25 protein-coding genes, 2 tRNA genes and 1 pseudogene are annotated in these 26,697 nt (G+C 69.8%); 11 read left to right on the plus strand and 17 right to left on the minus strand.

What is annotated here, in order from left to right:
* Window positions 1-87: 87 nt before the first annotated feature.
* The 5 genes and pseudogenes from ACIBJH_RS00765 (at window position 88) to ACIBJH_RS00785 (ending at window position 3,952) form a co-directional block, all read left to right on the plus strand.
* The gene (locus tag ACIBJH_RS00765; protein WP_200710842.1) at window positions 88-480 is read left to right on the plus strand and encodes a cyclic nucleotide-binding/CBS domain-containing protein; all 393 of its coding nucleotides are present in this window, start codon (window positions 88-90) and stop codon (window positions 478-480) included.
* A gap of 97 nt (window positions 481-577) precedes the next feature.
* Window positions 578-994 (plus strand): Fur family transcriptional regulator, encoded by a 417-nt coding sequence (locus tag ACIBJH_RS00770; RefSeq protein ID WP_200689012.1) that lies wholly within the window; start codon window positions 578-580, stop codon window positions 992-994.
* Between the two features lie 158 nt (window positions 995-1,152).
* Window positions 1,153-1,953 (plus strand): annotated as a pseudogene (locus ACIBJH_RS00775) (ABC transporter ATP-binding protein).
* Window positions 1,950-2,813: an ABC transporter permease gene (locus ACIBJH_RS00780; protein WP_399114717.1), complete on the plus strand. Its 864-nt coding sequence runs from the start codon at window positions 1,950-1,952 to the stop codon at window positions 2,811-2,813. Before ACIBJH_RS00775 ends, ACIBJH_RS00780 begins: the two are co-directional and overlap by 4 nt.
* A gap of 44 nt (window positions 2,814-2,857) precedes the next feature.
* Entirely contained in the window at window positions 2,858-3,952 is a 1,095-nt protein-coding gene (locus ACIBJH_RS00785; protein ID WP_399115569.1) for an ABC transporter substrate-binding protein, read from the plus strand.
* A 51-nt stretch (window positions 3,953-4,003) separates the two neighbouring features.
* Here the strand turns inward: ACIBJH_RS00785 and ACIBJH_RS00790 are convergent.
* From ACIBJH_RS00790 to ACIBJH_RS00805, 4 genes are all read right to left on the minus strand, one after another.
* Window positions 4,004-4,077: transfer RNA gene (locus ACIBJH_RS00790), tRNA-Met, on the minus strand.
* A gap of 206 nt (window positions 4,078-4,283) precedes the next feature.
* The gene (locus ACIBJH_RS00795; protein WP_399114718.1) at window positions 4,284-6,221 is read right to left on the minus strand and encodes a tetratricopeptide repeat protein; all 1,938 of its coding nucleotides are present in this window, start codon (window positions 6,219-6,221) and stop codon (window positions 4,284-4,286) included.
* A 206-nt stretch (window positions 6,222-6,427) separates the two neighbouring features.
* Window positions 6,428-6,501: transfer RNA gene (locus tag ACIBJH_RS00800), tRNA-Met, on the minus strand.
* Window positions 6,502-6,573: 72 nt separating this feature from the next.
* Entirely contained in the window at window positions 6,574-9,537 is a 2,964-nt protein-coding gene (locus ACIBJH_RS00805; protein WP_399115570.1) for a UPF0182 family protein, read from the minus strand.
* A gap of 174 nt (window positions 9,538-9,711) precedes the next feature.
* Between ACIBJH_RS00805 and ACIBJH_RS00810 the strand changes: the two genes are divergently transcribed.
* Window positions 9,712-10,254, plus strand: coding sequence for a PPA1309 family protein (locus ACIBJH_RS00810; protein WP_399114719.1), 543 nt, complete (start codon window positions 9,712-9,714; stop codon window positions 10,252-10,254).
* A gap of 102 nt (window positions 10,255-10,356) precedes the next feature.
* Here ACIBJH_RS00810 and ACIBJH_RS00815 read toward each other — a convergent pair whose 3' ends face one another.
* From ACIBJH_RS00815 to ACIBJH_RS00830, 4 genes are all read right to left on the minus strand, one after another.
* Window positions 10,357-11,454: a PDZ domain-containing protein gene (locus tag ACIBJH_RS00815; protein WP_399114720.1), complete on the minus strand. Its 1,098-nt coding sequence runs from the start codon at window positions 11,452-11,454 to the stop codon at window positions 10,357-10,359.
* A 65-nt stretch (window positions 11,455-11,519) separates the two neighbouring features.
* Window positions 11,520-11,684 carry a hypothetical protein gene (locus ACIBJH_RS00820; RefSeq protein WP_019072131.1) on the minus strand — a complete coding sequence of 55 codons (165 nt, stop codon included), beginning with the start codon at window positions 11,682-11,684 and terminating at the stop codon, window positions 11,520-11,522.
* Between the two features lie 130 nt (window positions 11,685-11,814).
* Entirely contained in the window at window positions 11,815-12,276 is a 462-nt protein-coding gene (locus ACIBJH_RS00825) for a molybdenum cofactor biosynthesis protein MoaE (protein WP_399114721.1), read from the minus strand.
* Between the two features lie 113 nt (window positions 12,277-12,389).
* On the minus strand, window positions 12,390-13,502 hold the full coding sequence (locus tag ACIBJH_RS00830; RefSeq protein ID WP_399114722.1) for an SDR family oxidoreductase: 1,113 nt from the start codon (window positions 13,500-13,502) through the stop codon (window positions 12,390-12,392).
* Window positions 13,503-13,695: 193 nt separating this feature from the next.
* Between ACIBJH_RS00830 and ACIBJH_RS00835 the strand changes: the two genes are divergently transcribed.
* Together ACIBJH_RS00835 and ACIBJH_RS00840 are read left to right on the plus strand one after the other, a co-directional pair.
* Window positions 13,696-15,111 (plus strand): zinc-dependent metalloprotease, encoded by a 1,416-nt coding sequence (locus ACIBJH_RS00835; protein WP_399114723.1) that lies wholly within the window; start codon window positions 13,696-13,698, stop codon window positions 15,109-15,111.
* Window positions 15,108-15,629 carry an NUDIX hydrolase gene (locus ACIBJH_RS00840; RefSeq protein ID WP_399114724.1) on the plus strand — a complete coding sequence of 174 codons (522 nt, stop codon included), beginning with the start codon at window positions 15,108-15,110 and terminating at the stop codon, window positions 15,627-15,629. The genes ACIBJH_RS00835 and ACIBJH_RS00840 overlap by 4 nt, the downstream gene beginning before the upstream one ends.
* A 55-nt stretch (window positions 15,630-15,684) precedes the next feature.
* Here ACIBJH_RS00840 and ACIBJH_RS00845 read toward each other — a convergent pair whose 3' ends face one another.
* The 4 genes from ACIBJH_RS00845 to ACIBJH_RS00860 form a co-directional block, all read right to left on the minus strand.
* On the minus strand, window positions 15,685-16,440 hold the full coding sequence (locus ACIBJH_RS00845) for an AIM24 family protein (RefSeq protein ID WP_399114725.1): 756 nt from the start codon (window positions 16,438-16,440) through the stop codon (window positions 15,685-15,687).
* Between the two features lie 17 nt (window positions 16,441-16,457).
* A complete protein-coding gene (locus ACIBJH_RS00850; protein WP_093629034.1) occupies window positions 16,458-17,138 on the minus strand; it encodes an AIM24 family protein in 681 nt (226 codons plus the stop codon).
* Window positions 17,139-17,149: 11 nt separating this feature from the next.
* A complete protein-coding gene (locus ACIBJH_RS00855; RefSeq protein WP_399114726.1) occupies window positions 17,150-18,799 on the minus strand; it encodes a TerD family protein in 1,650 nt (549 codons plus the stop codon).
* Window positions 18,800-18,913: 114 nt separating this feature from the next.
* Window positions 18,914-19,510 carry a M48 family metallopeptidase gene (locus ACIBJH_RS00860; protein WP_399114727.1) on the minus strand — a complete coding sequence of 199 codons (597 nt, stop codon included), beginning with the start codon at window positions 19,508-19,510 and terminating at the stop codon, window positions 18,914-18,916.
* 219 nt (window positions 19,511-19,729) lie between these two features.
* On the opposite strand from ACIBJH_RS00860, the gene ACIBJH_RS00865 reads away from it, so the two are divergent.
* Window positions 19,730-20,944: a TOMM precursor leader peptide-binding protein gene (locus tag ACIBJH_RS00865; RefSeq protein ID WP_399114728.1), complete on the plus strand. Its 1,215-nt coding sequence runs from the start codon at window positions 19,730-19,732 to the stop codon at window positions 20,942-20,944.
* Window positions 20,937-22,310: an ABC1 kinase family protein gene (locus ACIBJH_RS00870; RefSeq protein WP_399114729.1), complete on the plus strand. Its 1,374-nt coding sequence runs from the start codon at window positions 20,937-20,939 to the stop codon at window positions 22,308-22,310. Before ACIBJH_RS00865 ends, ACIBJH_RS00870 begins: the two co-directional genes overlap by 8 nt.
* A gap of 31 nt (window positions 22,311-22,341) precedes the next feature.
* On the opposite strand, the gene ACIBJH_RS00875 is transcribed toward ACIBJH_RS00870, so the two are convergent.
* From ACIBJH_RS00875 to ACIBJH_RS00895, 5 genes are all read right to left on the minus strand, one after another.
* Window positions 22,342-22,551 carry a hypothetical protein gene (locus ACIBJH_RS00875; RefSeq protein ID WP_399114730.1) on the minus strand — a complete coding sequence of 70 codons (210 nt, stop codon included), beginning with the start codon at window positions 22,549-22,551 and terminating at the stop codon, window positions 22,342-22,344.
* Window positions 22,552-22,684: 133 nt separating this feature from the next.
* Window positions 22,685-23,014 (minus strand): hypothetical protein, encoded by a 330-nt coding sequence (locus tag ACIBJH_RS00880; RefSeq protein ID WP_201052430.1) that lies wholly within the window; start codon window positions 23,012-23,014, stop codon window positions 22,685-22,687.
* Complete coding sequence (locus ACIBJH_RS00885) at window positions 23,011-23,379, minus strand: WhiB family transcriptional regulator (RefSeq protein WP_019072119.1); 369 nt, start codon at window positions 23,377-23,379, stop codon at window positions 23,011-23,013. The genes ACIBJH_RS00880 and ACIBJH_RS00885 overlap by 4 nt, the downstream gene beginning before the upstream one ends.
* Before the next feature lie 174 nt (window positions 23,380-23,553).
* Window positions 23,554-23,871, minus strand: a complete 318-nt coding sequence (locus tag ACIBJH_RS00890; protein WP_381243024.1) for a hypothetical protein — start codon at window positions 23,869-23,871, stop codon at window positions 23,554-23,556.
* Window positions 23,872-24,039: 168 nt separating this feature from the next.
* On the minus strand, window positions 24,040-26,238 hold the full coding sequence (locus ACIBJH_RS00895) for an ATP-dependent DNA helicase UvrD2 (protein ID WP_399114731.1): 2,199 nt from the start codon (window positions 26,236-26,238) through the stop codon (window positions 24,040-24,042).
* 184 nt (window positions 26,239-26,422) lie between these two features.
* Between ACIBJH_RS00895 and ACIBJH_RS00900 the strand changes: the two genes are divergently transcribed.
* On the plus strand, window positions 26,423-26,665 hold the full coding sequence (locus tag ACIBJH_RS00900; RefSeq protein ID WP_019072117.1) for a mycoredoxin: 243 nt from the start codon (window positions 26,423-26,425) through the stop codon (window positions 26,663-26,665).
* The last annotated feature ends 32 nt before the right edge of the window (window positions 26,666-26,697 follow it).

The following is a 26,697-nucleotide window of genomic DNA, read 5'->3' on the forward strand; positions in this document are numbered from 1 at the left end:
ACCTGCGACTCTGAGAGTCCCCCCACTTGTGAACTTGTGAATCCGGTAACTAGCTCATCTGGATTCCCTAGGAGGTGGCCTCATCCCATGCTGGTCCGCGACGCCATGAGCACGGTGGTTCTCACCATCGGCCCCGCCCACACCCTCCGCCAGGCAGCCGCCCTGATGGCCTCGCGCCATGTCGGCGCGGCCGTCGTCCTCGACCCCGACGCCGGCGGCATCGGGATCCTCACCGAACGGGACATCCTCAACTCGCTCGGCAAGGGCCAGAACCCGGACACCGAGCGTGCCCACGCCCACACCACCACCGACGTCGTGTTCGCCACCCCGGCCTGGACGCTGGAGGACGCGGCGAGCGCGATGGCCCACGGCGGCTTCCGCCATCTCATCGTCCTCGACCGTGCCGAGCCCGCCGGCATCGTCTCGGTCCGCGACATCATCCGCTGCTGGGCGCCCGCACGGCAGCAGGTACCGGCCTGACGACCGCGCCGCCCTGGTTGGATCGAGTCCAAGTCCGGCAGTCCTCCAAAGTCACACCTATTCGGGAACTGGTCACGTTGCTGTTAGGCTGGCCTGCATGAGTGACCTTCTGGAGCGGCTGCGCGGACGCGGATGGCGGATGACCGCACAGCGGCGTGTCGTGGCCGAAGTGCTCGACGGCGACCACGTCCACCTGACCGCCGACGAGGTCCACTCCCGCGCCGTGGCCAAGCTGCCCGAGATCTCCCGGGCGACGGTCTACAACACCCTCGGCGAGCTGGTCTCCCTCGGCGAGGTCCTCGAAGTCGCCACGGACAAGCGCGCGAAGCGCTACGACCCGAACGCGCACAGCCCGCACCACCACCTGGTCTGCGCCAACTGCGGCCAGATCCGTGACGTCCACCCGGGCGGCAACCCCCTCGCCGACCTCCCCGACTCGGAGCGCTTCGGCTTCACGGTCTCGGACGTCGAGGTGACGTACCGCGGACTGTGCCCGAACTGCGCGAGCGCGTAGCACGTCCTTCCACAGGCCCCGGCATCCGTTCCACACGGACGGACGCCGGGGCTTTGTGCTGTCTACAGGCTTCCCCAAACTGACGATCCGTCATATCGTCGTGCGGCACTCCCCACCCCCCGTACCCACACCCGTACCGAACTCCGCGAGGAGCAACCGTGGGAGCCCCGCACCCAAAACTCCACGCCACCCAGCTGACCCGCACCTTCGGCCGCGCCCCGCACCAGGTCCACGCCCTCGGCCCGCTCGAACTCACCGTCGCCCCGGGCGAGTTCGTCTGCCTGGTCGGCCCGTCCGGCTGCGGAAAGTCCACCCTGCTGCGCATCGCCGCGGGCCTCCTGCGCCCCAGCACGGGCACCCTGGAGATCCGCACGTCCAGCCCCCGCCCGGCGGCCATGATCTTCCAGGACTACGGCATCTACGACTGGAAGTCGGTCCGCGCCAACGTCCGCTTCGGCCTGGACGTCCAGCGCGTCCCGCGCCGCGAGGCCAACTCCCGCTCCGACGAGTGGCTGAGCCGCATGGGCCTCGCCGACTTCGCGCGCGCCTACCCCGCGACCCTCTCCGGCGGCATGCGGCAACGCGTCGCCATAGCCCGCGCACTCGCCGTAGAACCCGAACTCCTGCTGATGGACGAGCCTCCCCCACTGCCCTGAACGGGCGTGGGGGGACCCCCAGCCGCACTGGACGCCCAACTCCGCACGATCCTCCAGGACGAACTCCTCGACCTCACCCAGGCGTTGCGCACCACCACCCTCTTCATCACGCACAGCCTGGAGGAGGCGCTCGTGCTCGGTGACCGCGTACTGGTGATGTCCGCGCGCCCGGGCCGGATCATCGCCGAACACCGTCCACCGTTCCCGCGACCGCGCACCGGCGACATCCGCGACACCCCCGAATTCACCGCCCTGAAAAGCGAGTTGTGGGAGCTGCTGCGCAAGGAGGCGGTGCCCGCATGACCACGATCGCCCCCGACCGCGAGGAATCGGTCCTGGTCCGCCGCCCCGGCCCGCACGAACTCCATCCCGTACGCACCCACCGTCGCCGGCGCGGACTGGAACTGTCCCTCGCCGTCGCCGTACCCCTCGCCCTCGTCCTCTGGTGGCAACTGGCCGCCACCCAGGGCTGGATCGACCCCCGCGTCCACCCGGCCCCCTCCACGATCCTCTCCGACGGCTGGGACCGGGCCACCGCCGGCAAGCTGTGGCCGGACGTGTGGGCCACGACCCGGCGCGTCCTGGGCGGTTACGCGATCGGCACGGCGGCCGGCTACGCCCTGGGCCTGCTGATGGGTTCGCTCTCCCTCGTCCGGGCCGCGCTGGAACCGCTGTTGGACGCCCTGTACGTCGTACCGAAACTGGCCCTGCTGCCGATCTTCCTGAACATGTTCGGCCTGGGCGAGGGCCCCCAACTGGCCCTGGTGGCCGCCACGGTGTTCTTCTTCGTGTGGATCTCGACCATGTCGGCGGTCATCGCGATCCCCTCCGGCCACCGCGACGCGGGCCAGGTCTTCGGCGCCTCCCCCTGGCAGATGTTCCGCCATGTCCTGCTCCCCGCCTCCCTCCCCGCGGTCCTGGTGGGCGCGCGGATCGCGGCGGGCGTGGCCGTCCTGGTCATCGTCGCCTCGGAACAGATCGCCGCCACGAACGGCCTGGGCCATCTGATCTTCGACTCCCGCGCGCTGTTCGAGAACGACGTGATGTTCGTCGGCATCGTGTGCGTCGCGGTCCTGGGGGTCGTCTTCTCCGAACTGGTGCGTGTGGCAGGCCGGTTGCTCACACCGTGGGCACCGCGGGACCGTGGACGGGGGCAGTCGTGAGAAGGCGTGCGTACGGTGTGATGGTCGTCGTCGCGGCGGTGGTGATGTCGGCGGGCTGCTCGTCGAAGTACTCGGACGGCTCCGGGAGTTCGGGCGCGACCGTGGGCAACCGCACCATCAAGCCCGTGGAGGGCTGCGGCAAGTCGTCCTGGACGGACCCGGCGGACCTCTCCCCCACCCGCGTCCCGGCCCGCTGTCTGCCGCTCGCCCCCTCCGCGCAGCCCCTCCCCAAGACCCGGAAGGTGACGATCGCGACCGGAACACTGAGCGCGGAGTACGTAGCCCCGCTCGAAGTCGCCCTGGACAAGGGCGAGTTCAAGCAGGAGGGCCTGGACGTCACGCTCAAGGCGCTGCCGACCCCGGACGCGCTGCCCCTCCTCGCGAAGGGGGACATCGACGCGATGTGGGCGGCCCCGGAGGCCTCCGTCATGAACGGCGTCGAGGGCGGCTTCGACATCAAGTGGGTCGCCGGGAACTTCTCCCCCGACCCCAAGTCGAAGAGCGGCCTGTGGGTGAAGCTGAAGAAGGGCGAGACGGCGGCGGACGTCCGGATGGCGGGCCGCAGGATGGGCACGATGATCGGCAAGGGCTCGGTGATCGCGTACCCCATGGAGAAGGCCCTGGCGACCCACGGCGGCGGCCTCGACAAGATCCAGTACCAGCAGCTCGGTTCGGCCGACGTCCTCACCGCCCTCCAGAACGGCGGCGTCGACTCCGCATGGCTCCTTGACCCCGTCTGGCGCAAGGTCGACGGCAACCCCCAGTACGCCTTCCTGGGCGGCCAGCCCCTCGGCGAGCCCCTGGGCGGCATGTTGTACGGCCGCAGCCTCCTGCACGACGACGTGGACGCCGGCGTGGCCCTCCTCCGGGCCTACATCCGCACGGTGAACACGTACTTCGCGGGCGACTACAAGAGCGACCCGGCCTTCGTCTCGTACCTAGCGAAACTCCTGAAGACCGACGAGACGGTCCTGAAGTCGACCCCGTCGCTCTCCATGGACTGGGAGATCCGCGCCGGGACGACGACCCGCCTGCAGGCCGCGTACAAGGCGGCGGGGGTGTCAAAGGGGGCCGCGCTCCCGGAGTCCGGGACCGTGGACCGCTCGCTGTACGAGGAAGCGGTGGGCCACCAGCCGTAAAAACACCGAGGGCCGGAATCCATGATCTGGATTCCGGCCCTCGGCCTTCAGTAGCGGGGACAGGATTTGAACCTGCGACCTCTGGGTTATGAGCCCAGCGAGCTACCGAGCTGCTCCACCCCGCGTCGGTAAACACGACACTACGTCAGTCGTACCGAGAGAAGCAAATCGTTTAACAGCGCAGGTCAGCGCCCTTCACTTCGCAGCCCGGTCCGGCACCATCAGCCCGTCCGGCGTTTGAGGACGAGGCCGTCCAGGCCGAAGCGGGGGTCTGGGGGCGCAGCCCCCAGGGACGGGACGGGTAGGGGCGGCGGGGGCGAAAAACGCCCCCCTACGCCGTCAGCTCCTGCCGCAACGCATCCCGCAACCGAGCCGCCCGCTCCGACACCTCAACAGGCCCAAGAGACACGGCCCGATCAGCCCACCGCTGCCCCTCAGCCAACTCCCCCCGACGCGCGTAAACCAGCGCCAGCCGCAACGCCGCCCGCCCGTGCCCCGCGTCAGCGGCCCGCGCCCACCACACCGCAGCCTCCGGCTCACTCCCCTCCCGAGCCAGCAACAGCCCAAGGTTGAAAGCCCCGTTGCGCGACCCGGCCTCGGCCGCCTCCCGGTACCACCGGGCCGCCTCGACCACATCGCCGCGCGCGGCGGACAGCATCCCGACCCGCACCTGCGCACGCCGGTGCCCCTGGGAGGCCGCCCGCTCGTACCACTCCTCGCACTCGGTCTTCTCGTGCACCTGCTCACCCAGCTCGTGCGCGGGCGTCGGCGGTCGCCGCGCGTCGAGCACCGAGGCCAGCCGGTACGCCGCCTCCGCGCTTCCCCCGCCGGCGGCGCACCGCAGATGCTGTTCGGCCTCCCGCTCGTCGCCGTCCCGCAGCCGCGCGATCCCGACCTGCAAGGCAGCCTCGGTGTGCCCGGCGGCAGCCGCCCGCTCGTACCAGGGCAGCGCGACGGTCTCCTCGCCGCGCCCGGCGAAGAGGATCCCGAGGTTGAAGGCCGCGTCCACGCTGCCGGCCTCCGCGGCCTTGGAGAACCACGGCTCGGCACCGGTCGCGTCGCCGCCCTGGAGCAGCAGCACGGCGAGCGCGTTGGCCGCCTCACGGTGTCCGGCGTAGGCCGCGCGCCGGTACCACTGCTCGGCCTGCGCGGTGCGCGCCTGCTCGGCGCAGAGCAGGCCGAGGTTGTACGCGCCGTTCACGTCACCGGCGTCCATCGCGGCCCGGTACCACCGCTCGGCGGTCTGGGTCTCGCCGCGCTCGGCGTGCAGCGCGCCCAGCGCGTTGGCCGCGTTGCCGTCGCCGTCCTGGGCGGCGCGCAGCCACCACACGGCGGCGCTCTCGGTGTCGCCGGCGTCGCGCAGCAGGAACCCGAGCGCGCAGGCGGCCCGGGCCTCGCCGTCCTTGGCGGACGTCAGATACCAGCGCCCTGCCTCCTTGAGTTCCCCCCGCTTCTCCAGGATCGCCCCGAGTTGCAGTGCGGCCCGCTGATGCCCACGGGCGGCGGCCTGCCGGTACCACTGCTCGGCTTCGTCGCCGGGGACCGGGGCTCCTCCGGAGGCCGATCCGGCACCACTGTCGGACCCGTCCCCGCTTCGACTGCCGGCCCTGCTCCCGCTGCCGGCCGTATCCCCATACCGAACCCCGCCCGAGGTCCCGTCCCGGTCTCCGCCCCCATGACCGTCTCCGGTCCCGAACTCGTCCTCATGCGGCGCCCGCCGATCGAGCGCGCGCGCCAGCCGGTACGCGGCCTCGCGGTGCCCGCGCTCCGCGGCGGACCGCATCCACTGCTCGGCCGCGGTGTCCCCGCGGTGCTCCAGCAGGTCGGCGAGCGCGTACGCGCCGAGCGCGTGGCCCTGCTCGGCGGACTGGCGCAGCCAGTACTCGGCGGCGGGTTCGTCACCGCGCTCGCGGTGGTACCGGCCGAGCGCGTGCGCGGCGGCGGCGGACCCGGCCACGGCCGCGATCCGCCACCAGCCGGCGGCGTCGTCGGTGTATCCGCGCTGGTGGAGGAGGACACCCAGGTTGTTGGCCGCGGCCCGGTCGCCCTCGGCGGTGGCGGCACGCAGCAGGGGCTCGGCTCCGTCGAGATCACCGCGGCGCAGCAGCATCGCTCCGAGGACACTCATCGCCTCGACTTCGCCGGCCTGTGCGGCGAGCCGTGTGCGTGCCTCGTCGACAGCCTCCCCCTCACCGGTCTCGTCCCGGTCGGAAGGCTGCACAAAACGCCCTGTATCCAACAGAGTTGCCTTGTCCCCCATAACGTCCATCGTCGCACCACCTGCAACCTGGGTACACCTGGTATACCTCAGCCAGTGAGGTCTCTACAGCGTTTTGTCGACATGCCCACAGAGAGACAAGCGAAACACGGTTTCACCAAGTCCCCCCGGCGCCACGGCCGTCACCCTCGTCGGCACATGCGTTCGCACAGCGCGAAGGCCCGGATCCTTGAAAGGATCCGGGCCTTCGCGATCAGTAGCGGGGACAGGATTTGAACCTGCGACCTCTGGGTTATGAGCCCAGCGAGCTACCGAGCTGCTCCACCCCGCGCCGTTGTGTTGCAACCGTACCACGGTGCAGGGTGGGCCTCTGACCTAGTGATCAACTGCCGTCTGAGCTGCGCTAACCACTCGCGCTGCTCGGACTGCTGCTGGCACTCGGTCTGCTGCTGGGACTGCTACTGGCACTGGGACCAGTACTTGGACTCGGAGTGCTCTTGGCGCCGCCGCTGCTCTTCTCAGCCGCGGCCTGCGCGTCCTCGGCCCGCTTCAGCGCGGCCTGCAGATCCTTCTGTGCCTGCCCGTACGCCTCCCAGTCGCCCTTCTTCAGGGCCTGTTGCCCCGCGTCGAAGGCCTTCTGGGCGTCATTCAGGGCCTGTTGGACCGTTGGATTGCTGGATGTCGGTGGAGTGGTGGTGCCGGTGTCCGGTGGCGTGGTCGAAGTCTCCGCCCCGAAGACCTTGTTGAGCCCCTCGTCCAGCGTGTCCTCGAACGCGGTCTTGTTGCCGTAGGCCACCAACACCTTGCGCAGGAGCGGGTACTTGAGTCCACCACCGCGTACGTAGACGGGCTCCACATACAGCAGTCCTCCGTCGAGCGGCACCGTCAGCAGGTTGCCGTACTCGATGTCGGAGTCGCCGCCCTTGAGCAGCTTGATGGATTCCGCGATGTCCTGTTGGGAGTTGAAGGCGCTCTGCACCTGTTTAGGACCGCCGACGGTCGTACTGGTCGGCAGCTTCAGGATTCTGATCTTGCCGTAGTCGGAACTGCCCGCCTCGGAGTCGACCGCCATGAAGGCGCTGAGGTTGTCTCTCCCGTTCGGCGTGAACGTCGTCGTCAGGGAGAACGCCTGCGCGCTCTGGTCCGGCATCTTCATACTCAGGTAGTACGGCGGCACCGCGCTGCCCGACTTGTTCGTCGGGTCGTCCGGCACCTGCCACACCTCGCTGCCGCTGAGGAACGTCTGCGCGTCCGTCACGTGGTAGCGGGTGAGCAGTTCGCGCTGGACCTTGAACAGGTCCTGCGGGTACCGGAGATGGGCCATCAGCGAGGCCGAGATGTCCGTCCTGGGCTCGACCGTGCCGGGGAACGCCTTCATCCAGGTCTTCAGGACCGGGTCCTCGGTGTCCCACTGGTAGAGCTTGACCTGACCGGTGTACGCGTCGACGGTCGCCTTCACCGAGTTGCGGATGTAGTTGACCTGGTTCTGCTGGGCCACCACCGCGCGGTTGTTGTTGGTCGCGGTGAGCGAGTCGGCCGTGGTGTCCCCGAGGGTCGTCCGCGAGGCGTACGGGTATCCGTTGCTGGTGGTGTACGCGTCGACGATCCACTGGATACGACCGTCCACGACCGCCGGGTAGGCGTCGCCGTCGATGGTCAGCCAGGGCGCCACCGCCTCGACGCGCTCCTTGGGCGTGCGGTTGTACAGGATCCGCGAACCCTCGCCGATCGCACCGGAGTAAAGGATCTGCGGCTCGTTGAACGCCACCGCGTACGCGGCCCGGTTGAGCGGGTTGGAGAGGTTGACCCCGCTCTTGCCCTTGTAGCTGGTGGTCTTCTCACCGCTGTCGTCGGAGTAGTCGATCTCCTTCTGGGGACCGCCGACGATCGAGTACGTGGTGGTCTTCTCGCCGTAGTAGATCTGCTGCTCGTACTTGCCGAGGTCACCCGAGGACGGCAGGTCGGACTCGGTGAAGACCGGGCGGCCCTCGGAGTCGACCTCGGTGCCCTTGGCGGCGACCACTCCGTAGCCGTGCGTGTAGCGGAAGTGGTCGTTGATCCAGTTGTTCTTCGGGATGCCGTTGAGGTTCAGCTCGCGCAGCCCGATGACCGTGTCCTGGTCCTTGCCGTCCTCGGTGTAGCGGTCGACATCCAGGTTGGTCGGGAACGCGTAGTAGTTCCTGATCTGCTGGAGCTGCTGGAACGTGGGCGACACGACGTTCGGGTCCACGATCCGGATGCTCGCCGTGGAATCGACGTCCGCGCGGAGCTTGGTCTTGTCCTTGGTGGTGCTCGTCCCCGAGTACTCCGTGACCTTGGTGTCGTCGATGCCGTAGGCCTCGCGCGTCGCCTTGAGGTTCTTCTGGACGTACGGGGCTTCCTTGGCCTGCTCGTTGGGCTGGACCGTGAACTTCTGGACGATCGCCGGGTACAGGCCGCCGATGAGGATCGCGGAGAGCACCATCAGGCCGAAGCCGATGACGGGCAGCTGCCAGGTGCGCCGCCACAGGGTGGCGAAGAACAGCAGCGCGCAGATGACGGCGATGCAGAACAGGATCGTCTTGGCCGGCAGATACGCGTTCGCGTCGACATACCTGAGGCCGGTCCAGTCACCCGTCGCCTTGAAGTCGCTGGATTTGACCGCGAGTCCGTAGCGGTCGAGCCAGTAGGCGACCGCCTTGAGGGCGACGAAGATGCCGAGCAGCACCGACAGATGGCCGGTGGCGGCGGCCGTGGCACGCGCCCCCGGGCTGGTGATGCGCAGCCCGCCGTACAGGTAGTGCGTCAGCGCGGCGGCCAGCAGCGAGAGGATCGCGGCCGCGAAGCCGAAGCCGAGCAGGAAGCGGTACCAGGGCAGGTCGAAGGCGTAGAAGGAGACGTCGAGATGGAACTGCGGGTCCTTCTGGTGGAAGGGCACGCCGTTGACCCACATCAGCCAGACCCGCCACTGACTGGACGCCGAGGCGCCCGCGATCAGCCCGACAAGAGAGGTGATCGCCAGCAGCAGCCACTTCTTGTACGGCGCGATGCCCATGCGGTAGCGGTCGAGGCTCTGCTGCTCCATCGACATGGCGCTGAGCGGCGGGCGCAGGCGGTGCGCCAGCCAGATGTTCACCCCGACCGCGGCCGCCATCAGCAGGCCGAAGACGAAGAACAGGCCGATCTTCGTCGTCAGGGTGGTGGTGAACACGGACGAGTAATGCACCGACCGGTACCAGAGCCAGTCCGTCCAGAAGCCCGCGAACATCGTGAACGCCATGCCGAGTACGGCAAGGACGCCCAGTGTCATGAGCAAAGTCCGGACACGCCGGGACGGGCGGCCCACTCTGATCCGCGGCCCTTGCGGGCCTCCGCCGCGGTCCGGCATCTGGAAAGCCAAGGTGCGCACCTCGAAGTTCGCTGTTGGTCGCTGTCGTTGCGTCAGGCCCCCGGGTTCGCGGACCGTCCGTAGCCCCGCGTGATCGCGGGCCCACACCTATGCAACTTACTCACCGTTTACTCGGTTCCCGATTCCGGCCATGAACGAGGCAGGATTGTGACCATGTCCAACACTCCCATGGCAGCGAACCCCCTCACCCGGGCCGTACTGGAGATCGACGAGTACGCCTCCGGCCTCGGCTGGGACCAGCCCGCTCGCCTCTTCGCCCTCGTAGACACCGCGCGACTGCGGGCCCAGGAGCCCGGTCTCGCGGCCCAACTCGGCCTGCGGGACGAGCCCGAGACCACCGGTCTCACCCCGATCGAGCAGGAGGAGATCCCGGCCGGAAAGCCGCTGGACGAGTTCCTCGGCACGATCGCCTGGCCCGACGCGGTGGCCGGCTGCGCGCTCACCGTCGAGCGGCTGATGCTGCCGCCGTCCGCCGAGGCCTCCGTCCCGGAGGGGCTGAGCGAGAAGAAGCTCACCGAGTGGGTCGCCCAGCACCCGGACCGCCAGGAGGTCCGGATGACGGTCGCGGTGCTGCGCGACGGCACCCGCGACTCGGCCCTGCGGCTGCGCGAGAAGGACTCCCCGACGGAGGTCCTCACGGGCGGCGCCCTCGTCCCGGGCCTCGCGGAGGCCCTGTCGGCGACCTTCGAGGACTGACGACCTGTCTTCTCGTACGGCTCCGGTACGACTCCGGGGGCGCTCTCGGTCTGAGGGCGCCCCCGGAGTCGTACGCGAGGTCTTCTTAAAGAAGAGGCCTGTTCAGTCCTTGGTGCTGCACTTCGGGAGGTCGGCGGTCTTGCCGCTGTTGATCAGCTTGAGGTCGCTGATCGCGTCCTTGATGGTGTTCACCTTGACGAGCCGGAGGCCACTGGGGGTGTCCTTGGCGGCCTCCGCGCAGTTCTCGGCGGGCGTCAGGAAGTACTGGGCGCCCTTGCTGCGCGCGCCGACGGTCTTCATCGAGATGCCGCCGATCGGGCCGACCTTGCCGGTGTCGTCGATGGTGCCGGTGCCAGCCACGAACTTGCCGCCGGTGAGGTCGCCCGGGGTGAGCTTGTCGTAGATGCCGAGCGCGAACATCAGGCCGGCGCTCGGGCCGCCGACATCGGCCAGCTTGATGTCGATGCTGAACGGGAACGTGTGATCGGTTCCGGCGGAGATGCCGACGATGGCGCGCTTGGCACCCGTGTCGTCGGAGGTCGCCGTGGTGATCGTGATGTCCTTCGTCGCGGTCGCCGTCTTGTTGGCCTTCACCGCGGCGGCCTGGTCCTTGGCCGACACGATCGTGAACACGACCTTCTCGCCCGGCTTGTGCTTGGTGACCAGCTTCGCGACGTCGTCGGGCTGCTTCACCGTCGTACCGTCGACGGCCTTGATCACGTCACCGGCGTGCAGTTTGCCCTCGGCCGGGGAGTCCTTGAGAACAGTCGAGACGATGACCCAGGACTTCACCGGGATGCCCAGCTGGTCCAGGGCGGCGACCTTGGCGCTCTCCTGGGACTGGCTGAACTCCTCGGCGTTCTCCTGGGTCGACTGCTGCTCCGTCTTGCCGTCCGGGTACAGCGTGTCGTGCGGGACGACCTTGTCGTCGTGGGCGAGCCAGCCGTACACGGCCTCGATGAGGTTCATGTTGTAGTCGGCGCTGGTGACCCGGACCGTCGTCATGTTCAGGTGACCGGTCGTCGGGTAGGTCTTGCGCCCGGTGATCTGCAGTACCGGCTCGCCGTCGTGGTCCCCGAGCGTGTTCACCGTCGGGCCCGGTGACATCTCCGCATACGGGACGTTGATGAGGACTCCCGCGCACAGGAGCGCGATCAGCATCAGGGTGGAGGCGAGCATCGTCGCGGTGCGGCGTGGCATGGCACGACAGTACGGGACGCTTCTGTCAGCGCACCGTCAGGGCCGCCCTCCGGTCACGCCTGCGTTCACGTGCCCGAGTGGGACTTGTCCATGGCCTCGCGGAAGCGGGCATAGCCGTCCAGCTCCGGGCCGTCGCTGCGTACCTTGCGGGTCCGGTTGGCCCAACTGCCCCACAGGCCGGCGCCTATCGCGGCCACCAGCGGAATCAACAACCAGGCGAGTGCCGCCATGCCGACCTCCCAACCCCGGACGAGTGAACTCGACTGACTGATCAGCAGATTAGCCAGCCCCACTGACAACGCTCATGCCAGGGGGGCGGTTACGCAACCGGAGGGCGGCTGAGAAGTCGATGAGCGTGCGTCAACAGGCGCCGACCCACTCCTCGGTGCCGTCGGAGAACTGCTGGTGCTTCCAGATCGGCACCTCGTGCTTGAGATCGTCGATCAGCTTCCGGCAGGCCTCGAAGGCCTCACCCCGGTGCGGACACGACACGGCGACGACGACGGCCAGGTCCCCGATCCCGAGATCCCCCACCCGGTGGACGGCGGCCAGCGCCCGCACCGGGTACTCCGCGACGACCTTCTCGGCGATGCGGCGCATCTCGGCCTCGGCACTGGGGTGGCACGAGTACCCCAGCCGGTCGACGTCGGCACCGCCGTCGTGATTGCGCACGGTCCCGACGAACAGCGCCGTCCCACCTGCCGCGTCGTCCCCGACCGCCCGGAAGACCTCGTCCACGGAGAGCGGCGTCTCCCGGATCCCGATCAGCTTGACGGGATCCTGCGCGGCCTGCTCACCGGGGTGGTCGATCGTGGGTGCCATGCCTCCATCGTGCCGCACCCCGCCGACAGCGCGGAATAGCACTTTCAACAGGCACGCGCGCGTGCCTGTTTGGAGCGTCCTACAGGAGCACGTGTTTCAGAGGCTTGCGCTGCTCAGATCCGGCGCCGGGCCTTCCGTGCCCGTCGTACGACCGCCGCCGCGCCGAGCAGTGCGACCGTCGCGCCCGCGGCGCCCGCCGCCGTCGCGTCCTTGCGGCCGAGCCGCCGCCCGACGACCGTGTGCCGCCCGGCGACCTCCTCCAGGAGCTGCGCGAGCACTTCCTCGTTGGTCCACTGGGGCCGCCAGCCCGCGTCGTGCAGCCGGCTCCCGCTGACCACCCAGGGGTACATCGTGTACGCCAGGTCGCCGGCCGGGGACGGCGTGAGTCCGATCCGGTGCAGCCGGGCCGCCGCGCCGAGCGCGACCGCGGACGGCAGCTCCATGCGCCGGATGCCGCTGAGCTCCTCGACCTCCTCCTGCTCCAGCCAGCCGTCGCAGCCGACGGCGAGTTCCCCGTCGACCTTCTCCAGGACCGCGTACTCCAGGGCGCTGCACAGGTCCTCGACATGGCAGAACTGCCAGGCGGGCCGCGATCCGGCCACCACCAGCAGTCGCGGCGACTCGAAGTACCTGGTCAGCGCGGTGTCGGTGCCGCCGACGAGGACTCCGGGGCGGACGACGGTGACATTGAGCCCGGGATGCGCCCGGGGCGCGCGCCGCGCGAGCCGCTCGACCTCCAGGAGGTCGCCGACACCGGTGGCCTCCGCGGTGGCGCGCAGTTCGGCGTCCTCCGAGAGCGGCAGTTCGTTGTCGGGCAGCGCTCCGTAGACCATCGCCGAGGTGCAGAGCACGACCCGGTGGACACCGACCGCCGCGGCGGCGGTCAGCACGGTCTGCGTCCCTCGGACGTTGTACGCCGAACGGGCGGCCGGATCGGTCTCCAGATCGAGGTCCAGCGCCAGATGTACGACGACGTCGGCGCCGCGCAGCTTCTCCGCGATGGCCGGATCCCGCACGTCGAGGATGTGCCACTGGGCCGCCGCGCACTCGCCGCGGCGCTCGTCGATGGCGATGACCTGCTTGATCTCCTCGGAGGCGGCGAGCCGCTCGGTGAGGAGCGCCCCGATCCCGGACGCGGCGCCGGTGACCGCGACGACGGGCCCGCGCACGGCGGGACTGGTTGAGTGGTTTCGCGCTGCGCGAACCTGCGGATCTGGGGAACTCACCGGGCGTCTCCAGCGGTTGTCTTCAGTACGGACGCGCGTGACGCGTCCGGACCAGGTGGCATCCATCCTGCCGCAGGCCAGGTCTCGGCGAAGCACCGAGGCCTGATCGGCCCGCGGTGTCTACGCTGGGTGGTGTTGAAGGGCAGTCGTGCCGTCGGAGAGAGACCGGCGGCCTTAACAGCCGAGGAATCCCGTGAGTGACACCCCATTCGGATTCGGCCTTCCGCCGGAGGAGCCGGACGACGGCGACGAGGGCAAGAAGAAGGACCAGGAGAGCGGTGGTGGTCAGGGACCGGCCAACCCGTTCGGTTTTGGCGGGCTGCCCGGTGCCGGGGGCTTTGGCGGCCCCGGTGCGGACAATCCGCTCGCAGCCATGTTCGGTTCACTGAACCCCAACGACCTGGGCGCCGCGTTCCAGCAGCTGGGGCAGATGCTCTCGTACGAGGGCGGCCCGGTGAACTGGGACATGGCCAAGCAGATCGCCCGCCAGACGGTCTCCCAGGGCACCCAGGACGGCACGAAGGACGCGAGCATCGGCCCCGCCGACCGCAGCGCCGTCGAGGAGGCCGTCCGCCTCGCCGACCTGTGGCTGGACGACGCGACCTCGCTGCCGTCCGGTGCCGGCTCCGCCGTGGCGTGGTCCCGCGCGGAGTGGGTCGAGGCGACCCTGCCCGCCTGGAAGGAGCTCGTGGACCCGGTCGCCGAGCGCGTCGGCGCGGCCATGGGCGATGTCCTGCCGGAGGAGATGCAGGCCATGGCGGGCCCGCTGATCGGCATGATGCGCTCCATGGGCGGCGCCATGTTCGGCACCCAGATCGGACAGGCCGTGGGCGTGCTCGCGGGCGAGGTCGTCGGCTCGACCGACATCGGCCTGCCCCTCGGCCCGGTCGGCAAGGCCGCGCTGCTGCCGCTGAACATCGAGGCGTTCGGCAAGGACCTGGGCATTCCGCAGGACGAGGTGCGGCTCTACCTCGCCCTGCGCGAGGCCGCCCACCAGCGCCTGTTCGCGCACGTGCCGTGGCTGCGCTCGCACCTGTACGGCGCGGTCGACGGGTACGCGCGCGGGATCAAGGTCGACACCGCCAAGCTGGAGGACGTGGTCGGCCAGTTCGACCCGCAGAACCCGGAGCAGCTGCAGGACGCCCTGCAGCAGGGCATGTTCCAGCCGGAGGACACGCCCGAGCAGAAGGCCGCCCTGGCCCGTCTGGAGACGGCTCTGGCGCTCGTCGAGGGCTGGGTGGACGCGGTGGTCCACGCCGCCGCGAAGCCGCGCCTGACGTCCGCCGACGCGCTCCGCGAGACCCTGCGGCGCCGTCGCGCGACGGGTGGTCCCGCCGAGCAGACGTTCGCCACACTGATCGGCCTGGAGCTGCGCCCTCGCCGGCTGCGCGACGCCTCCCGGCTGTGGGCCTCGCTCACCGACGCGCGCGGTGTCGACGGCCGTGACGGTCTGTGGGCCCACCCGGACATGCTGCCGACGGCCTCCGACCTGGACGATCCGGACGGCTTCGTGCACCGCGAGCAGCTGGACTTCTCCGAGCTGGACAAGCTGCTCGGCGAGGCTGCCGAGAAGCCCGACCTGAAGAAGAAGGACGACGACACCGAGTGAGCCTGTACGACGACGCGGTCCTCGTACTGAAGAGCTACGAGGACCAGACGGAGCTGCGCCAGGCCTACCTGGACCACCTGGCCGCTCACCCGGACGGCATGTGGAAGTCCTGCGGGGATGGGCACATCACAGCGAGTGCCCTGGTCGTCGACCCGGAGCAGGGGCGAGTGCTGCTCACGCTCCACAAGAAGCTGCGGATGTGGCTCCAGATGGGCGGCCACTGCGAGCCGGAGGACACCTCTCTGGAGGCGGCGGCCCTGCGCGAGGCGAGGGAGGAGTCCGGCATCACGGGACTGACCCTGCTGCCGGGCGGTCCTGCCCGCCTCGACCTCCATCCCATCCCGGCACCGTGCCACTTCCACTACGACGTCCAGTACGCCGTCGTGGCGCCACCCGGCGCCGTCCAGGAGATCAGCGACGAGTCGCTGGACCTGCGCTGGTTCCCCTACGACGAGGTGGCGGCCGTAGCCGACGAGTCGGTCGTGCGGCTGCTGGAGGCGACGCGCGCCAGGCTGTGAACGTGTAAGGGGCGCTCGCACTTGCGGGCGCCCCTTACGTTCGACTTCTGGACGCTCAGCTCCAGGCGTTGCCCTGGTTCTGGGCGTGGGCGCCGTGTTGGCCCATGCCGTACTGCGCGGCGAGGCCCTGGCCGATGCCGGCGTTCTGCGGCGGCAGGAGTTCGCTGGGCTGGACGAGCGCATAGCCGCTGCCCATGAAGCTCAGCTCCCAGCCCTCACCGGTGTTGCCTCGGCGCCGCCACACGCCCGAGGAGTGCGTCTGAGCCTGCATCTGGACGCGCAGTCCGGTGGACCAGGCGACGATCGCGTCGGCATCGCAGTTGACGTACTTGTCGGGCGTGACCTGCATCATCAGCGGCGCACCCGAGGTCATCAGGGCGACCTTGCCGCGGCCGGTGATGTTGAGCTGGTACTTCCCGGAGCCGGAGATGCCGTACTGGCTGTCCACGGCGATGACCTCGTGGTGCAGCGAGGAGTCCATCGCGAGGACGTAGCTGCTGTCGACGGTGAGGCCGTCCTGTTCCACATCCACTACGTGGATGTGCTGGGCGAGGTTGGCGAGGAAGACCGTGCCCTGCCCGTGGCAGCGCATCAGGCTGAGGCCCTCGCCGGTGGCCGCGCGGGCGTAGGCCTGCCGGGTGTTCTGATACTCGGCGTCGAACTCGACGAGCCCCTGGTAGGCGACCATCGTGCCCTTGCGGGCGAGGATGTCGTCGTGGCCCTCCAGGACGATGCGCAGCATCTGCTTGTTCTGGAGGCTGTAGCGGTCCTGGGACTGCGAGTCGTTGAACGCGAAAAGCGGGCTCTGCATGGTGTCGTGTTCCCCCCTCAGCCCCGGAACCGGAGACGGTCGGTGCTGTCCTCGCTGGGCTGGACGACGACGATGCCCTGCCCGGAGAAGGCCATCTGGTAGGCCTCGCCGCTGCCGCGGCCGATCAGCGACTGCGCCTTGAAGCTGCGCTTGCCCTTCACCTTGAGGTTCGGGGACCAGGCGACGAGCGCGTCCGGGTCGACGTAGGTCTCGTCGTCACCACCACCGCAGTCGACGACGATCGGCTTGCCACGGGAGGTCAGCGCGACCCAGCCCTGGCCGCTGATCTTGGTGTTCCACAGGCCCTGCCCGGCGAACTTGGCGAGCCCCTTGACGCGCTCGACACCCCAGGTGAGGGAGGTGTCGAAGGCGAGCAGGTTGGTGGCGTTGACGGAGATCCCGTCGCCGTTGAGGTTGATCACGACGACGTCCGCGCCGTAGTCGGCGAGGTAGAGCAGTCCGTCCCCGGAGCACTTCATCAGGGGCGCGCCCTCGCCGGTCATCCAGTCGCGCGCGATCTGGCGCACGGCCGGCGGGTTGGGCTCGTACTGGATGAAGCCCTCGTAGGCGATCATCGAGCCCACGCGCGCGAAGAGGTCGCTTCCGGTCTGCATGGCGACCTTCAGCATGTTGTTGCCGTGGTTCTCCATGCGGGCGGTGACGGGTGCGGGGGCGTAGCCCGCGAGCGGCTGGTTCATGACGGGCTCCCTCAGACCTCGTAAGGCTGGACGACGACGAAGTTGCCGGGGGCGGCCCGGAACTGCAGGTTGACGCTCTCGCCGGTGTCGCCGGGGTACGCGTTGCGGCGCATCCGGACCTGGCTGGAGACGATCACCTGGGCGGCGGCGGACCAGGCGACGACCGCGTTGCAGTCGGCGAACGTGGTCGGCGTGACCGGCAGGACGACGGGCTCGCCGTGGGTCTTCACGACGATGGTGCCGGTCCCCTGGAACTGCATCGTGAACAGCGCGCCTCCGGGGATGCCGTGTCCCTCGATGCGTCTGACCTCGTACTGAAGGCTCTCATCGAAGGCGAGGACGTTCTCCGCGGAGACACAGATCGCGTCCCCCTGGAGCTCGACGGGGTGCAGGTTGGTGGAGTTCTCGGCGAGGAACACCTGTCCCTGGCCGGTGCAGCGCATCAGCTGCATCTCCTGGCCGGTCGCGTTGCCGACGAGCCGGCCGGCGAACCCGGCGCCCTTGTAGCCGAAGTCGACCTTGCCCTGGTAGAGGACCATGCTGCCCTGGCGGGCCAGTACGGGCTGGTCACCGATGCCGAGGTCGACGCGGATCAGCTTCTTGTTCTGCTGCGTCCAGCGCTGCCCGGTGGGCGTCTCCTTGAACTTCTGCAGCGCGGCCGACACACCGGCGCCCTGGGGAGCGCCGGAGGGCACTCCGTAGCCGGCCGGCTGGGCCGGAACCTGCCCGTATCCCGGAGGGGCGGGCGGCTGCTGGCCGTAGCCCGGAGGCGGGGTGGGCTGGCCGTAGCCGGGCGGGGGCGGCGGTGCCTGCGGCGGCTGGCCGTACCCGGGAGGCGGCGGCGCGGTCTGGCCGGGGGCCTGCTGCCCGTACGGCTGCGGGGGCTGGCCGTAGGGCGCGGGGACGGGGCCCGGGGGCGGCACGGTTCCGGGGCCGGGCGGGGTCATCGGGGCGATGATCGTCGGCGCGGCGTGCACGGAGGGTGCGGGCGCCGGGGCCGTCGGGGGCGTGAAGCCCGGTGCGGGCGCCGGAGCGGGCGGGGCGCCGAACGCGGGCGGCGCGGAGCTCTGCGGGGGCGGGGCGAAGCCCGGGGCGGCGCCGGACTGCGGCTGCGGCGCGGCCGGGGCCTCCTCCTCCATGACCTCGCCGCCGAAGTTCTTCAGCAGCGCTTCGAGGCCACCGTCGAAGCCCTGGCCGACGGCGGCGAACCGCCAGACGTCCTTCAGGTAGAAGTCGCCCAGCATCACGGCCCGCTCGGTGGTGAACTCCGAACCGTTGAACGAGTAGCGGGCCACTTCCTCGCCGCCCGCGACGATCCGGACGTATCCGGGGGCGATCTGGGACATCTGTCCGGCGCCGTCGAGCGTGGCCGTGAACGCCAGCTTGTGGATCTGCGGCGGGATCTTGTCGAGCGTGACCCGGAAGGACTCGGCGTCGCCCGCCTGGGCGCCCAGGAGCTGGATGGACTCCTCGGGGGACTTCGGCTGGTTGAAGAACACGAAGTACCGGTCGTCCGAAAGCCGCTCCTCGGCGTCGAGGCCGAAGCAGCTGATGTCGAACGTCAGCCCGGGGCCGGTGATCTGTACGCCTACGTACAGATCGGTGCCCGCGGTGAGGTCACTGATCTTGGCCTTGTGGCCGCGTTGGAATTCCCTGGCCATGCGTAACGACCGTCCCCCATCCCGATGCGATGTGCGTCGCGTCAGGCTAACGGCAATCTCCGACACCGGAGTAAGTCGGTACAGACCCGGTACACAATCCCCCACAGGGGACGGTCACTCCTCGCGGGCGCCCGGTGGATTGGGCAGCCGCTCGGCCGCGACCACACCTTCGAGGTACCCCTTGGCCCGCTCGGTGCGTGGATACGCCTCCAGGAGCCGCCAGAAACGGGGCCCGTGCCCGGGCACCAGGAGATGCGCGAGCTCGTGCAGCAGCACGTAGTCGACGACGTACTCGGGCATGCCCTGCAGCCGGTGGGAGAGCCGGATGCTGCCCTCGGAGGGCGTGCAGGATCCCCAGCGCGTGTTCTGGTTGGTGACCCAGCGCACCGAGGTGGGCCGGGCGCGTCCCTCGAAGTACTGGGCCGACAAGCGCTCGGCGCGCTCGGCCAACTCCGTGTCACCGAGCACCCGTTTGCTTTCCTGGGCGGCCAGCTTGTCGAGCATGACGGTGACCCAGCGCTTCTCCTCCGCCTCGGACATGCGGGCGGGGATCAGCACGACGGTGCGATCGCCCTCGCGGTACGCGGAGACCGTTCTGCGCCGACGCGCACTCCTGCGAACCTCGATCGCGCTCGCCCCCGAGCCGCTTGGCGGCTGGCTCGTCGTACTGCGCTGTGGTTTTCCGGCGCTGTGCAGTGGGTCGGCGGGCACGCCATGACGTTACCCTCTGCACACGCGGGAAGTCCCGACTCCGGGACGGTTTCGGTGTCGATCCCCCACCAAGCGTTTGATTCGTACGACGAATCCCCACCACCTGTGGACAACTTTCGGCGTCCTCCGGCCCGGCCGGGCACTCTGGCACCACCGGCGGAGCACCGACCACCTCCACCGGAACACGGGACGTACTTCCTACGGCTACGGGGGCCTGTCATGCATCCGATGGTGAAGCCCGCGCTGCGGCGCGGCTGGCGTGATCTCAACACCGTGCAGTTCGGGATGACACCGGCGCACGCGATGACGCTCGGCCCGATGGACACGGCGACGGGCAGTTTCCTGGACCTGCTCAACGGCACGCGCGGACTGCCGCTGCTACGCGAAGAGGGCCGGCGGATGGATCTGCCCGACGGCCATGTCGACCAGCTGGTGAAGGGGCTCACGCACGCGGGCCTGCTCGACGACGCGAAAGGCGGCGGTCCCGCGGCCGACGCCCTCCGCGCGAAGAAAAACGTCCTGGACCGGCTGCGCCCGGACCTCGCCTCGCTCTCTCTGACGACCGGCGAGCCGGGCGCGGCGATGGCCCGACTGGCGGCGCGTCGCGAACTGCGCGTGCAGGTGAGAGGAGCGGGCCGGGTGGGCGCGGTGCTGGCCACGCTGTTGTCTGGCGCGGGGATCGGCGAGGTCGACGTGCGCGACGGCGGTGACACCGAGCCCTGGGACGTCGCTCCGGGCGGACTGCCCGCCGAGGCCGTCGGCGAGCGCAGGGACGAGTCGGCACGGCGGGCCGTGCGCCGGGCGGCTCCGGACCGGTCGCCGCGCCGAACCTCCGGGACCGCGCGGGAGGCGGGCGAACCCGGTTTCTCCCTGGTGGTCCTCGCCCCGCGCGACGACGTCGCCGTGCACGCGCCGGATCCGTCGGTCGCCGCCGACCTGATCGCCTCGGGGACCCCTCATCTGTACGTCGGTGTCGTGGAGGGCACGGGAACAGTGGGCCCGCTGGTGCTGCCGGGCGAGTCGGCCTGCGCGGGCTGTCTGCACCACGCGCGCACCGACCGGGATCCGACCTGGCCCCGGCTGGTCGCGCAGTGGCGTTCGGGCAGGCAGCCCCGGGTGCGGCCCTGCGATCTGGCGCTGGCCACGACCGTCGCCGGGCTGGCGGCCACGCACGCGCTCGCCTTCCTGGACGGGCAGTCGCCGTCGAGCGCGGGCGCGCGGTGGGAGGTCTCGCTACCCGGTCTGCACTGGCACGCGCGCCCGGTCTGGGCACATTCCGCATGCCCCTGCGGAGCCGCGGAGAAAGGTAAGGAGGAACACACCTCTACGGACGAGGATCGACACGCGACAATGGCAGAGGACCGGCCGTCGAGGGATGTGCGCCGTAAGGCAGACTCGGCCCGGCCGGCTGGGACTTGGAGGGCGCATGTCTGATCTTCCCCGCAAGGCGGTCACCCGTACCGCCAAGCTCGCCGCGCTCCCGCTCGGCTTCGCCGGGAGAGCCACGTGGGGGCTCGGGAAACGGATCGTGGGCGAGTCCGCGGAGATCGTCAGCCGTGAGCTCCAACAGCGCACGGCGGAGCAGCTGTTCAAGGTGCTCGGCGAACTCAAGGGCGGGGCGATGAAGTTCGGGCAGGCGCTGTCCGTCTTCGAGTCGGCCCTGCCCGAGGAGGTCGCCGGTCCCTACCGTGCCGCGCTGACCAAGCTCCAGGAGGCGGCGCCGCCGATGCCGACGCGCACCGTGCACGGCGTGCTGGCGGAGCGGCTCGGTGAGGACTGGCGTGAGTTGTTCGTGGAGTTCGAGGACAAGCCGTCGGCCGCGGCGTCGATCGGCCAGGTGCACAGGGCGGTGTGGCACGACGGCCGCGAGGTCGCGGTCAAGGTGCAGTACCCGGGCGCCGGCGAGGCCCTCCTCTCCGACCTGACCCAACTGAGCCGTTTCGCCCGCCTGTTGGGCCCGCTCATCCCCGGGATGGACATCAAGCCCCTCATCGCCGAGCTCCGCGACCGGGTCTCCGAGGAACTGGACTACGGCCTGGAGGCGCAGGCCCAGCAGGTGCACGCGGAGGAGTTCGAGGACGACCCGGATGTGGTGGTGCCCGCCGTGGTCCACCAGTGCGACCAGGTTCTGGTCACGGAGTGGATAGACGGGATTCCCCTGTCGGAGGTGATCTCCGACGGCACTCGGGAGCAGCGCGACCGGGCAGGTCAGCTCCTGGCCCGCTTCCTGTTCTCCGGCCCGGCCCGTACGGGCCTGCTGCACGCGGACCCGCATCCGGGCAACTTCCGTCTGCTGCCCGCCGACCCGGACGGCAAGGGCGACTGGCGCCTGGGTGTCCTGGACTTCGGCACGGTCGACCGGCTCCCCGGTGGTCTGCCGACCCCCATCGGCGATTCCCTGCGCATGACACTCGACGGCGACGCCGAGGCGGTCTACGAACTGCTGTGCACGGAGGGCTTCGTCAAGGATTCGATAGAGCTGGACCCGGACGCCGTCCTCGACTACCTGGTGCCGATCATCGAGCCGGCCCAGGTCGACGAGTTCACCTTCACCCGCGGCTGGATGCGCAGTCAGGCCGCCCGGATCGCCGATCCCCGTTCCCCTGCCCACCAGTTGGGCAAGCAGCTCAACCTGCCTCCGGCGTACCTCCTGATACACCGAGTGACATTGAGCACAATCGGCGTTCTGTGTCAGTTGGGTGCGACGGTACGGCTGCGCGAGGAGCTGGAGGAGTGGCTGCCGGGGTTCGTGCCGGAGGATCCGGACGAGTACGAGGAGGAACCGGCGGCGGAGGCCTGAGCCCCACCGCGAGGACGGGCGCGAGTGCGGTCTACCACCAGTCGGAGTCCAGCCGTCCCTCGATCGCCCTGAGGTTCTCCCTGGCGCAGGTGTCGCAGAAGTAGTGCCGGGTTCCGTTCTCCACGGAACAGGTCCAGGTGAGTTGCGGGCCCTCGGACCGGGCGCCGCAGCGGGCGCATACAAGGGGTTGGGGCTCCGCGGTGGAGGCGCTGGTGTCACTGCCTCCGGGAAGACTCGTCACCCGGCGACGATATCGCCGCGGCCGGGGACGGGGGTAGAACGCGCCGCGGGGGCCGGTCCGTTCGGACGGACCGGCCCCCGCGGGGAGCATTCGCCTCCCGGGCTGGGGAGGCCACCGCTTCAGGTGTGATCGATTACTGCATGACGGCCACGGCGAGCGCACGGCGGGCGCGCATCGAGGCACGCTCGGCCCTGCGCTGCATCCGGCGAGCGACCAGCAGGTGGGTGACCTGCCGTTCCCGCTCGGCCTCCTGCAGGCGCTCGTGCATATGCGCACGGGCCAGGGCTTCTGGGATGAGTTGCATCTCTCGGGTCCTGTTCTGGCGCGACTCGGTCGCACCGGTGGTGGTGAAGTCTGGGATCGCGGAGCCCGCGGGCTCGCTGGGAGTGGACGGCTTCATCGGGGCCTGCTTCTTGGGGTCGTGCGTGAGGGGGCGGTCGATCGTTCCGAAGATGGTGTTCATGCCGTGACCGGGTTCTTGCGCGGACGGCCACGCGGCCGCTTGCGGGCCACGACGACACCCTGGACGAAGAGCTCGCCACCCCAGACGCCCCAGGGCTCACGCCGCTCCTTGGCGCCGGCGAGGCAGGCCTCGATCAGCGGGCAGGTGCGGCAGAGGGACTTGGCGTACTCGACATCGGCCGGCGACTCGGCGAAGAAGACCTCCGGGTCGTAGGAACGGCAGGGGACGGGTACGCCGAGGTTCTCGATGGCGTCGTCGAGCGCGGTGAGCGCAGTGAGCGGAGTCAAGGTGGAGTCCTCCGTGAGGCCGGGCGGGGGGATCGTTTCGGAAGGCGGTACGGACGGGGCGTGCGCTTCGAGTTGCACGGTTGTTCTTCCTCGTCTGGTCGGTCCGGCCCTGTTGGACCGGGTGTCGGCTTGGTACCGGGTTCTTTTCTTGTCCCGAGGCCCCTTCGCTCCGTCATCCCCGTTCGGGGACAAACAGAAGGGCCGCGGATCCCGGATGGGGTTCCGCGGCCCTGAAGGCGCCGGCCTGATCAATCAGGCTGGATCACTCCAGGGTTCTGGCCCACGGAAGGCCCACATCTGGTGGTGCTGCGTCGTCTGCTTCCGGCTTCCGGCACCGGGCGCAAAGGCATAGGCCTGCGCCTGTGCTCCTACTGCTTCCAGTGCCTTGGTCGGTCGCTCATTGCGCTCACGGATGGGAAGAACCGCGAGAGACAGAGCGGACGCCGGACGGGCGGCAGAAATGCCGGACAGACCGGTGCCCAGGTTCGAAACGCCGAGCATGCACAGGGAGACGACCGAGGGATCGGTCATTTTCACGGTGCTGGCGGAGCTGGTGTTGATGCTGATCACTGGAATCGCCTCCTCTCGGCGTCTCGGGGGACCGGGGGTGAGCCCGATCCTTCGGATATGCAAGTACATCACGGAATCAGGGCCTCCGAGAAGGCCTTCTGTTCCCGTGGCTTAGAACCTATGGGGATCGCTGGGGCATGCGCAAACTATTTTTCCGACGAGTTTTCATCAGCCCCCCGCAGCACCCTCCGCAGGCTCCTGACCGCAGCAGATGGCCAGGACATCGGCCCCGTAGCGGTTGAGCTTGCGCACTCCGACGCCCGGGATCCGCGCGAGTTCGCCCTCGTCGTCGGGGACGGTCTCGGCGATCGCCATCAGCGTCTTGTCGGTGAAGACGCAGAACGCCGGCTGGCCGCTGCGCTGCGCCTGGACCTCCCGCCACTCGCGCAAGCGCTCGTAGAGGCCCTCGTCCATGTCGGAGGGGCAGTCCTCACAGCGCATCAGTTTCATCTCGCCGGCGTCGGTGAGCGTGCGACCGCAGACCCGGCAGCGGGCCACGGTGCGCTGTGTCCGCCGTGGGACGGCTGCGGGGCCGGTGCCCGGGTAGCCGCGTTCGATGCCGCCGGGGGCGACCAGGCCGGGTCTGCCCGCGGCACCGGTCGAGCCGGGGCGCAGGCCGTCCAGGAAACGGCTGGGGCGGCGGTTGGGGCGGCTGCCGGGTGAGCGGGCGAGCGCCCAGGAGACGTGGAGCCGTTCCCTGGCACGGGTGACCCCGACGTACAGGAGGCGGCGCTCCTCCTCGATCTGTTCGTCGGTCTTCGCGTAGGAGATCGGCATCATGCCCTCGGCGACGCCGACCAGGAAGACGACGTCCCACTCCAGACCCTTGGCAGAGTGCAAGGAGGCGAGGGTGACGCCCTGGACGGTCGGGGCGTGCTGGGCGTTCGCCCGCTCGTCGAGTTCGGCGACCAGGTCGGCGAGGGTGGCTCCGGGTCTGGCCGCGGCGAAGTCCTGGGCGAGGTTGACCAGGGCGGCCAGGGACTCCCAGCGCTCTCTGACGGCTCCGGAGCCGGCCGGTGGTTCGGTGGTCCAGCCCTCGCCGGAGAGGACGGCACGGACCTGGGAGGGCAGGTCGACGACGTCGTCGAGGAGGGAGTCGTTGCCGCCGAAGCGGGCCGCGCCGCGCAGGGCAACGCCGGCCTTGCGGACCTCGGGGCGGTCGAAGAACCGCTCGGCACCGCGCAGTTGGTAGGGAACTCCGGCGTCGGCGAGGGCCTGCTCGTAGGTCTCGGACTGGGAGTTCGTGCGGAACAGGATCGCGATCTCGCTCGCCGGCACGCCCGCTGCCATCAGGTCACGGATGCGGCGCGCGGCGCCCTCGGCCTCGGCGGGCTCGTCGGTGTAGTCGGCGTAGACGGGCTCGGGACCCGCGGCGCGCTGGGAGATCAGCTCCAGTCGGTGGTCGGCGGCCCGGCCTCTGGCCTGGGAGAGCAGGCCGTTGGCGAGGTGCACGACCTGGGGCGTGGAGCGGTAGTCGCGGACCAGCTTGACGACGGTGGCACCGGGGTGGCGGGTGCGGAAGTCGAGGAGGTGGTCGGGGGTCGCCCCGGTGAACGAGTAGATCGTCTGGCTGGCGTCGCCGACGACGCACAGATTGTCGCGATCGCCGAGCCACAGCTCCAGGAGGCGCTGCTGGAGCGGGCTGACGTCCTGGTACTCGTCGACCACGAAGTGCTGGTACTGCGAGCGGACCTGTTCGGCGATGTCGTGCCGGTCCTGGAGCACGGCGACGGTCAGCAGCAGGACGTCCTCGAAGTCGATGACCGCGCGGTCGCGTTTGACGTCCTCGTAGGCAGCGTAGAGCTGGGCGATCTCGGCGGGGGCGCGGGGGACGTCGCGGCCCGCCTTGGCGGCCGCGGCGGCGTAGTCGGAGGGGACGGTCTGGGTGACCTTGGACCACTCGATCTCGGCGGTGACGTCCCGCAGTTCACCGCGGTCGAGCCGGATGCGGCAGGCCGCCGCCGCGTCGGCGACGAGCTGGATCTTGCGGTCGACGAGCCGGGGCATGCTGCCACCGATCGCTTTCGGCCAGAAGTACTGGAGCTGACGCAGGGCGGCCGAGTGGAACGTACGTGCCTGCACTCCCGTGGCACCGAGTTGGCGCAGTCGGCCGCGCATTTCTCCGGCGGCGCGGTTGGTGAAGGTGACGGCCAGCACGCTGGAGGACTGCAGGACCCCGGCGCGCACTCCGTAGGCGATGCGGTGGGTGATCGCCCGGGTCTTGCCCGTGCCGGCGCCCGCCAGCACGCACACCGGACCGCGCAGGGCGGTCGCCACCTCGCGCTGCTCGGGGTCGAGCCCTTCGAGCACCGCGTCGGCCGAGTCCGGTACCTGCGGGAAGAGGGGGGAGTGCGTTGCTGCTGTCACACGGCCATGCTGCCAGGTCGCCGGAGACGGGTGAGCCGGTTGTCCACAGGGAGGCACCCGCAGTCGTACTAATGCGGCAGGCGTCACGTCCCGTGGGATACCCCCGGCGGGAATGGCGGGTGCGTCGCGTACGTTTCCTCCACTGCGAGGACCTATTCCCTGAGCTGTTGAGGAGCGCGAGAGAATGTCGGGCACCGTGACGATGTACAGCACCACCTGGTGCGGTTACTGCCGTCGGCTGAAGAGCCAGATGGACCGCGAGGGCATCGCGTACAACGAGGTCAACATCGAGCTGGACCCGGATTCCGCGGCGTTCGTCGAGAAGGCGAATGGCGGGAATCAGACGGTCCCGACCTTGCTCTTCGCCGATGGTTCGACGCTCACGAACCCTTCGCTGGCCCAGGTCAAGCAGAAGGTCGGCGCCTGATCGACGATCGCTGCACGCGGCTCCGCAGAAGG

This window comes from Streptomyces sp. NPDC050548, assembly GCF_044457385.1.
Lineage (GTDB): Bacteria > Actinomycetota > Actinomycetes > Streptomycetales > Streptomycetaceae > Streptomyces.